Raw genomic sequence first — 9,510 nt, forward strand, 5'->3', positions numbered from 1 at the left:
AGTATGCTAGTTAATTCTGTCAATAGAGAAATTGAAAATAAGTAAATTAAATTCACTATATTTTTAATGCTTTATGAGATTTCAATTGTGGTTAAAATATAATCAGCATACTTTTTGAAACACCACCTTTTATTACATTTACTATCCGCATGCTTCAACAGCAGCTTTGAATGTTTCACTTAACCTTTAAACTTTTTTAAAAGTTAAATGTATTTACATATGAGTTCTAAAATTTGATATAATTTATTAAAAATTTAGATTCTAAGTGTAAATAATGAGAAGCGCTAATATTCGACGTGATGGTTACTTAAAATTTCTGAATGCATGGCAAAACCGTGATGTTATTAAAGTACTTTCAGGTGTACGTCGCTCTGGAAAATCCACCTTATTGGCGATGTTTCAACAAGACCTAAAAGCACAGGGTGTACAAGCCGAAAACATCATTGCCATCAACTTCGAATTTATGGAATTTGAAGAACTCACCGATTACCGTAAACTACATGATTATGTATTGTCCAAAGTTGATAAAAGTAAAAAAAACTATGTTTTTTTAGATGAAATACAACATGTTACCAATTTTGAGAAAGTGGTCGACTCTTTATATGTTCGGGATTATATCGATTTATATATTACAGGCTCAAACGCATTCTTTCTAAGTGGAGAACTTGCGACTTTACTTACAGGACGCTATATCGAGCAACATGTTCTACCTTTGTCATTCCAAGAATTTAAACAGTGGCATATTGAAAATAATCCGATCATCCAACAATTATCCAATCGTGATTTGTATGCCATGTATACGCGCAGTAGTTTCCCTTATACGCTTGCCATGACTAGCCAGCAAGAAACTTATGATTACTTGCAAGCGGTCTATGCCAGTGTAATGTTTAAAGATGTTATTCCCCGTTTGAATACTGCCGATATTAACTCTCTCGAGCGTGTCGCAAGATATTTGGCAAGCGTGACAGGCTCACCTATTTCCATCAATAAAATTAAAAATACCTTTGTTACAAATGGGGTTAAAATTTCATTTGAAACAGTAAAACGCTATATTCAGGGCTTACAGGACAGTTTGTTATTTTATAGTGTTGCACAATTTAAAGTACGCGGGCGTGAGTTATTACAATCCTCTGAAAAATACTATTTAGTTGATGTCGGATTGCGCCGGATCATGTTGCCTGATGCTAATGCTGATCAAGGTCATATCTTAGAAAATGTAATTTATCTTGAGCTTATCAGACGAGGTTATACGGTCTATGTAGGGCGGGTTGATGAATATGAAATTGATTTTGTTGCTGTCGATACTTTACAGAATTTAACTTATTATCAAGTGGCATTAGAAACGCTCAATGAGGAGACACTCAGCCGAGAGTTACGTCCATTACAGAAAATTTCTGATTCGTATCCCAAATATTTACTTACCTTAGACACGATAGGGGCTGAAGCAAATTATAATGGTATTGTAAAAATGAGTGCTCTCGATTGGTTGCTATCTGAAAATAAGTAAAGTTGAGGGTAGACATGGATACTCTTGTTTATTGATTAAAACTCAAAGACTTTTCAGCATCATCTAAGAATGTATTCAAGCATAATTTCTGCTCCAATTGTGATGGTGTACTAGCTTGTATCTTACCCCTCATAGTGATTAGCTATCACTATATTGCAAATTACAGAGTTTCGTGTACTAGCAAAACATAAAGTTTGGGTTTGAGATAAAACCTGTAATTTGCCCTAACCACTTACACAACTCTGGACGGTAACTAAGCACTCTGATGCTGTATTCACAAGAAAAGACAATGGTTATGCTAAAACAATAATTGGGTAAATCAGGCAGGTAAGATAAAACAAAAATGCCAGCATCAAGCCAGCATTTTGAGATAAGTCAGTTATTTATCCAGCTATAGTTCCACCATCTTTACGAGTGACCACTACAGTTGCAGAGCGTGGCCGGGAAGTGGCAGACGAGTTAGTCTGTGATGCAGGCCAATGACTAGTGGGCTTATCATAACTTCGAGAATCTTCTCCAGGATGCTGTACGTTAATGAAAATCGCTTTATAGTCTGGTGTCATGGTTACCCCCGTAATCTCGCAGCCTTTCGGACCTGTCAGGAAACGACGTAAAGTTTGATCTGAGACTTGAGCACCGACAATAGTTTCCTGACCAGAAGATGTGATTGTTCGAGTACCATCTCCAACCTTACCAGGTAAAGCAGCCAACATCATACAATTGGTCGTATCTGTATAAGCACCATCATCAGTCTGAATCCAGAGTACACCACGAGGGTCAAACCACATCCCATCTGGTGAAGACAGATCATTATTATCATTCAAACCTGATAGATTAATATTTTGTGCCATTTTAGCTTCAGCACCAAATAGGTAAATATCCCATTTGAATGTGATGGCTGTGGTCGTATCCTTATCTTCATGTAAGCGGATAATATGACCATTTACATTACCTCTGCCACCCTCAGGATCGCTATAGTTACGTGGATTGGCTGCATCTAAGGCATGTGTAGTGCCGCGGTTAGAGTTATTAGTGAGCGTAACATAGACTTCTCCATTCTCAGGATTAACTGCAACCCATTCTGGACGATCCATTTTAGTAGCCCCTACGCTATCTGCGGCTAGACGAGCAAAGGTCACGACATCTGCTTGGGAATTAAAAGGATAGATATTGTTCAGCTCATTCAAACCATTAATACCATAACTCAGCTCAATCCATTGACCACTCCCGTCTGCATTAAATTTAGCAACATAAAGCTTGCCATGATCCATATATTTATCTCCGACTGCATAACCACCATTACGGTCGTTTTCACTCCATTTATAGTCAGAAACAAACTTATATATATATTCTCCACGTGAGTCATCGCCCATATAGAAAGCCAGGTTATCATCTTCACGAGCACGACTGGCACGACAGTCTTCATGGGCAAAACGTCCTAAGGCTGTACGCTTAACTGGATTTTGTCGGCTATCAAATGGATCAATTTCTACAATCCAGCCAAAAGTATTGGGGCCATTACGATAATCCTTGCTAGCATCACCGGCAGTAATATCTGCGCTCCATCGATTATAAAGATCCTGAGGTTCAATTGTACCTATTGCAGATTCCCAGCCATAACGTGAGCTTGAACCCGCTTTTAAACCATAACGCTCCAAAGCGACCGTTTCTTGCGGTAAGCGATGAGCATCATCAGTTTTGCTACGGACAAAGTAACCAATAAAGTTTTCTTCAGTGGTGAGATAAGTACCCCATGGGGTATAGCCGTTGCCGCAGTTGTTATGCGTACCGCGTGTTAATTTTCCACTTGGTGAAAAGCGTGTAGATAGAAGAGTAGATCCACTCGCAGGGCCTGAAAAGCTCATGACAGTTGAGGCAGTAATTCGACGGTTATAAATCGAATTTTTGACAATTTCTATTTTTTGATTGGAATTGTCTTTTTTGATATGAATGATTGAAACACCATGTGCATTTGTCTCACGAATGACTTCATCTTCAGGGCGGCGACCATCAACTTTGGTTGGACCTTGAGGATGTAAAAAAGTCGGATTGATATATTCATGGTTCATAACGAGTAGACCGTGCTCAGACACAGTCGGGTCATAGCGGCCAGAAGTGATATTTAAGCCAAAAAAACTCATTCCATCATGGCAGTCGCCAGAGCGAAACTGAAAGCTTGGCCCATTCGGGATATTGTTGTCATCCCAGTCTGAATATGCAGGATTAATAGAATCTCCAAGTGCATACAGGACATTGGCTTCATAACCGTCTGGTACAGTGACGATATCGTTCAAGTTTTTAGCAACTGGTGTAAAGTTCAGTTGCTCTGGTTTTGCATTTGGGTCACTAGCAGGCGGGTTTGGTACAGTCTCGGTTGGCGGCAGAGAAGAGCTATTACCGCTGTCCCCACATCCAGCCAGAGAGGATGCAAGGGCCAATGCTGCAGCCCCACTTGCAGTTTTGGCAATTAAAGCACGACGAGAAATGGATTGTTCTAAAATATCCCGAAAATGATGATTATCTGATGTATTATTATCCAATTCCTGATTTTCATCATAAGGTAAGTAATCTGTCATTATTTTATTCCCATAACTAAGGTCTGGTTGTTTTAAAGTCAGGAATAAATTAGCGGTTGAATATGACAGTCAGGTGAAGCTAATATTGCGGATTTATTAAATATAATATTGATTTATATATTAAAAATAAAAGCAGCTTAAGCTGCTCATAGAATATTTTCTTCTTTTATGTTCTTTTTATTATTATTCAGTTATGTCCGGGCATCATTTTTCTATCCATTTTCCTGCCGCTAAGCCTAATTCAAATAACAGCCACATTGGAACAGCTAACATAATCATTGATAGGGCATCGGGTGGTGTCACAAACATGGCAATAAAAAAACATCCCACCACAATAAATCGTCTTTTTTCCACCAAGGTCTGTGTGCTGACAACACCAATTATAATAAGCAGGAGCGTGATAATAGGGATTTCAAAAGTAAATCCGAAAACTAAAAATAGTTTTAAACAAAAAGCCAGATAACTATTGATATCGGTCATCGGTGCAACAGTGTCAGGTGATACGCTGATAAAAAAATGAAGGATAGAAGGTAAAGCGATTAAATAGGCAAAAGCAATACCTGCATAAAACAGTACAATACTGCTGATTAATAGTGGTAAAGCTAACTTTTTTTCTTTTAGGTACAATGCTGGTCTAATGAAGGCCCAAAGTTGATACAAAATAAAAGGCATGGCGATAAGTAAAGCAATAAAGAAGTTCAACTTAAATGGAGCCATGAAAGTCGCAGTCACATCTGTTGCAATCATGGTAGAGCTTTCAGGTAACTGAGCGCGTAAAGGCTTTGATAAAAGCTGATAAGTTTGGCTTGCAAAAGGCAGTAAACATAAGAATAGTCCTAATAATACGCCCACAATTTTGAAAAGGTGCTTTCGCAGAATCACTAGATGCCTGGTAATTGGCATTTCTTCTAACAGGATTTGCCGGGTATCGTTGTTGGTTTGAGTCGAAGGCAAAATACTCATACGGCCACCTTTATATCAGCATAAATTTTTTCTTGTTTTGTCACTTTATTCAGCTGGATTGGCGGTAAATGAACAGGTGAAACTGATTCATTAATTAATTGGTAAGTCAGCTCATAGTTCAAAAGATGTTGTTCCGGATTTCTAATGATGGGCTGATGGATTACATTTATATTATCCATTTGTGCCTGCATTTTGATTTCTAATTCCTGAATACGTTTCAGCTCGCTTTGCATTTGTTCCCGTAGTTCCGATAGTCGCAATTCACGGTCAAGATCATTTTGTATATTGCCGGCGATCCTTTTGATTTTGGCTGACCATTTACCTATAAAACGTATCGCTTCAGGGAGTTTATCTGGTCCAAGAATGAGCAAGGCAATTGCCCCAAAGACCAACAGCTCAGTCATTCCAATATTGAGCATAGCAATACCTCAATTCTTGATTGAACTCTCACTGGCTTTAACTTTCGCATCAATCGTTCGAGGGAACTGAAGTTGAGCTGCCTCAGCTTCTTCTTCTTCACGGACAGATTTCTTAAAGTCCTTGATTGCACCCCCTACATCTTTTCCTAGATTTTTTAGTTTAGAAGTACCAAACAGTAAGATCACTACAATTGCAAAAATTAGTACATGCCAGATGGATAACCCTGCCATATTTTATCCTCATTTAATCTTTTTAAATTTATTGGTTTATATCAACACTAACAAATGACAGAGCTATGAAGATTTGATGTCAATATAATGACAAGGGTAATCCGCCCATAAATAACCGAAGTTAAAAATAGAGGTCAAGCAGCCATTAATTAGAGGTAGCCTTCGTCTGTTTGCTTGGTGTGGTCTTTCATGGTTGTAATGCCACAGCCAACTCGTTGCATAATCTTGCACTTCTTCCAGTGTTTCAAATAAATGCGTACTTAGACAGCTATAGCGTATAGTTGGATTATAATGTTCAATATACGCATTCTGCTGTAGCTTACCTGGTTGAATATATTCAATACGAATACCTTATTCAGTTCCCCAGCGCCCACATTCATGATTGATAAACTCCAGACTATTCTCAAACCGAATAACTAACGGATTTTCTCGCCACTCTAGCAACTGATTCAACGTACGAATAACCCGAATTGTTGGTAATGAGAATTCTGCTTCAATCGCTAAACCTTCTCGACGAGAATCATCAATTCTATTCAATAGCCGACACAAAAAGTGCCCCAAATAGAAGAATTACTGCCACACCGCTGGAAACTTGAACGGAATTAAAAAAATAGGTATGGGGTTCAGCGGATGCTTACAAAAAAAATGTCTACACAGACCTCTTTTTTATTTGGGCTTAATACGTGAAATTATTGCTGAGTGTCATCTTCATTCAGAATTTGCCCTGTGTGCTTTGGTGTGATTAAAGGTGCAGTCGGACGCGGTCCTGTGTATTGCAAACCGATACCCGCATAGACATCATCTGCTGCAACTTCGGTTTCAAAACGTTCCTTATCTCGTTCTCGGATTTCTTGGCTAATTTCTTCAACATTACTCTTGTCAACACCCAATTCTTCTAAAATGGCACCGCCAAATAGCATTGCCGACTCGAAGGTTTCTCGAATCATATAATCCACATTTTGTTTTGCTAAATGCAGCGCATGCTCACGGTCATAAGAGCGAACCAGTAACTTGGTTAAAGGAAATTCATGTTGCACCAACTCTACAATCTTATTCGTCGTTTCTTTGTGGTCTACGCAAACAACAATTGCCTCAGCCGTATCTGCTCCCGAGGCATGTAAAATATCTAAACGAGAACCATCGCCATAGTAAATTTTAAATCCAAATCTTTCAGCGTTTTGAATCATGTCGATATCATTATCAATGATGGTCACATCAATCCCTCGAGCAAGCAGTAATTGACTGGAGACTTGTCCAAAACGACCGAAACCAATCATCAATACTTTTCCAGAAAGTCCTTCGGCAATACGGATATTTTCTAAAGAAGTTTGTTCTGTAGTTTGGGTAAAACGTTTAAATAAAAAGCCAATAATCGGGGTCAAAATCATCGATAAGACTACAATCGCAGTCAGGTTTGAGCGTTCAACAGCACTAATGACTTGAGAACTCATGGCGGCAGTAAAGAGTACAAAAGCAAACTCACCCCCTTGAGCCATCAGTAATGCGCGATCGAGTGCTTCGGAGTGTGAACTTTTGGTCATGCGTGCAATCAGGTAAATCATGGATGCTTTGACAAACATCAGCAGAAGTACAGCACTTAAGATTAACACCCAGTTATTTTTTACGATGTTAAGGTCTAGTGACATGCCTACACCTAGAAAAAATAATCCGAGCAATATGCCACGAAACGGTTCAATATCTGCTTCAATCTGATGGCGAAAAGTGGATTCGGAGAGTAATACCCCTGCAAGGAAAGCCCCCATAGCCATCGATAAGCCACTGACTTGCATCAGTAATGCTGCGCCGAGCACCACCAAGAGTGCTGCTGCAGTCATGACTTCACGGGCTTTGGCTGCAGCTAATAAGCGAAATAAAGGATTAAGCAACCAATAGCCTGCAGCGATTAAACCTGCAATTGAAATTAAACCAATTCCGATGCTCTGCAAACGCGTAGAAGTACTTTCAACAACATGATTCGGTGCGATAAAAGCGACAATTGCCAATAAAGGTACAATCAACAAGTCTTCAAACAGCAGAATCGAGACAATTTTTTGTCCTCGTGGTTGAGCAATGTCTCCACGATCTCCCAAAAGTTGCATTACAATTGCAGTTGAGGTGAGTACAAAGCCTGCAGCACACACAAAACTCACTTGCCAAGAATAGCCATAGACCAAGCCTACAGCCGTTAGCCCCAATGAACAGGCACTAATTTGTAATGTACCTAATCCAAAAATTTCTTTCCTTAAACTCCATAAATACAATGGACGCATTTCTAGTCCAATCACAAACAGATACATCACAATACCAAGCTCAGCGATATGCAAAATAGACGCAGAATCGTAGAAAAATGCCAGTCCAAATGGACCAATAATTAATCCTGCAATTAAATATCCCAATACCGAGCTTAATCCTAGGCGCTTGATTAAGGGGACTGCGATCACTGCAGCCGTGAGCAATATGACAGGGGATAAAAGGCTGATAGATGTGGCTTCTGCACTCATATATTTCTCAGATTTTGTATTGGGGCTGTTGACATTTCAAGTATAGAATTTACCCGATAAAGGTAGCCAAATATATATATACAGGCTTCAAGCTAATGCAACTGCAGAGCCTGTAAATAATTTTGTGTAATTGCTTTCCATAAATTTAAAGGTGATCACTTAGAACCTATCCAGAATATTTTCTATGCAAAAGTAGCTTTAAAAAGGCTCAATTAATGAACTGAAGGTTCGTATTTAGGTGCTTTTCACAGTTTTTCCAGAGCCTTCTATACTTTTCTAACCAAGCAAATGATCTTTCCACAACCCAGCGTTGTGGAATGACTGCAAATTTATGCAATTCACTTCTTTTAGCTACATCAACTCGGGATCCGATTAAATTATTAACAGCCAAAGAAAAGGGTTCACCTGTATAACCGCCATCAACAAGTACAACCTCTACATTTTGTAAGCTATCTTTATGCAAAGTTATAGTATCTAACGCACCTTGACGATCTGTTTTATCTGCTGTCGTAACCAATATTCCATGCGGGAGACTTTCAGTATCAACAATAATATGTCTTTTAATGCCTGAAACTTTTTTACCAGCATCATACCCTTTATCACGTGCAGTATCTGTGTTTTTTACACTTTGTGAATCAATCATGATAAAGCCCGTTTGTTCTTTCCATCCATTGCTGATACGGGCCTCGCCAACCACATTTTTTTAAAGCTTGCTCAAGTATGCTAGGTTCAGTTTCTGAAGACTTTTTATTCCAAATCGAGAAGTAATAATGCACAGTGCTTTTAGATGGGAAGTCTCGAGGAAGCATACTCCATTGGCATCCACTTATTAGAATATAGAGCAATGCGCAAAATACTTCATAGACATCAATGACTCTTGGACGTGTTTGTTTTCTTCCGCTCAATCGTAGCGGTTCAATTTCTTTAAAAGCTTCTCGACTAATGTTGCTGGATATGGTTTTCTCATGAGGGGAATTTAACAAATTATTTTTTCAATTGCTAAAAAAGAATGAAATTAATACTGGATAGGCTCTAATGATTCTATGGATATACCTAAATTTTTCAACTAACTACAAATGTGTCACACTTGTAATTTGAATCTGCGTTTATAAAAATAACCAGATTTTTACTAAAAACCTTGTATTTAACTTATGTTCACTTCATAATTTTATTTATAAATAATTTCTAGGGTCTGTTGACATTTACTGTTCATAATTAAACCTATAAAGGTAGCCATAAAAATATACAGGCTAAGGCAACAGCACTTTGATAATTTCTTTTGAGCTTGTCATATCGAGTAGCTATTCCTCTAA

Annotated in this window: 6 protein-coding genes and 3 pseudogenes; 1 reads left to right on the forward strand and 8 read right to left on the reverse strand. The window is 38.5% G+C overall.

The annotated features are described in order from the left end of the window. The first annotated feature begins 274 nt into the window (after positions 1 to 274). Complete coding sequence (locus ACEWB7_RS16520) at positions 275 to 1,507, forward strand: ATP-binding protein (RefSeq protein WP_312319155.1); 1,233 nt, start codon at positions 275 to 277, stop codon at positions 1,505 to 1,507. 383 nt (positions 1,508 to 1,890) lie between these two features. Here the strand turns inward: ACEWB7_RS16520 and ACEWB7_RS16525 are convergent, their stop codons facing one another. The 8 genes and pseudogenes from ACEWB7_RS16525 to ACEWB7_RS16560 all read right to left on the reverse strand — a co-directional run. Next, positions 1,891 to 4,083, reverse strand: a complete 2,193-nt coding sequence (locus ACEWB7_RS16525; protein WP_159124533.1) for a PhoX family protein — start codon at positions 4,081 to 4,083, stop codon at positions 1,891 to 1,893. Positions 4,084 to 4,287: 204 nt separating this feature from the next. Beyond that, entirely contained in the window at positions 4,288 to 5,046 is a 759-nt protein-coding gene (tatC, locus tag ACEWB7_RS16530) for a twin-arginine translocase subunit TatC (protein ID WP_159124534.1), read from the reverse strand. Next, complete coding sequence (gene tatB, locus ACEWB7_RS16535) at positions 5,043 to 5,465, reverse strand: Sec-independent protein translocase protein TatB (protein WP_004812198.1); 423 nt, start codon at positions 5,463 to 5,465, stop codon at positions 5,043 to 5,045. The genes tatC and tatB overlap by 4 nt, the downstream gene beginning before the upstream one ends. Positions 5,466 to 5,474: 9 nt before the next feature. Further along, positions 5,475 to 5,696 carry a Sec-independent protein translocase subunit TatA gene (locus ACEWB7_RS16540; RefSeq protein WP_159124535.1) on the reverse strand — a complete coding sequence of 74 codons (222 nt, stop codon included), beginning with the start codon at positions 5,694 to 5,696 and terminating at the stop codon, positions 5,475 to 5,477. Between the two features lie 147 nt (positions 5,697 to 5,843). Next, positions 5,844 to 6,239 (reverse strand): annotated as a pseudogene (locus tag ACEWB7_RS16545) (integrase core domain-containing protein); the annotation flags it as partial. Positions 6,240 to 6,385: 146 nt separating this feature from the next. After that, positions 6,386 to 8,197: a monovalent cation:proton antiporter-2 (CPA2) family protein gene (locus ACEWB7_RS16550; protein ID WP_159124536.1), complete on the reverse strand. Its 1,812-nt coding sequence runs from the start codon at positions 8,195 to 8,197 to the stop codon at positions 6,386 to 6,388. A 208-nt stretch (positions 8,198 to 8,405) separates the two neighbouring features. Continuing rightward, a pseudogene (locus tag ACEWB7_RS16555) lies at positions 8,406 to 9,164 on the reverse strand (IS5 family transposase). 254 nt (positions 9,165 to 9,418) lie between these two features. After that, positions 9,419 to 9,510: pseudogene (locus ACEWB7_RS16560) on the reverse strand (IS5/IS1182 family transposase); the annotation flags it as partial.

The sequence above is a fragment of the Acinetobacter sp. NIOH-H-8 genome, from assembly GCF_046635365.1.
GTDB lineage: Bacteria > Pseudomonadota > Gammaproteobacteria > Pseudomonadales > Moraxellaceae > Acinetobacter.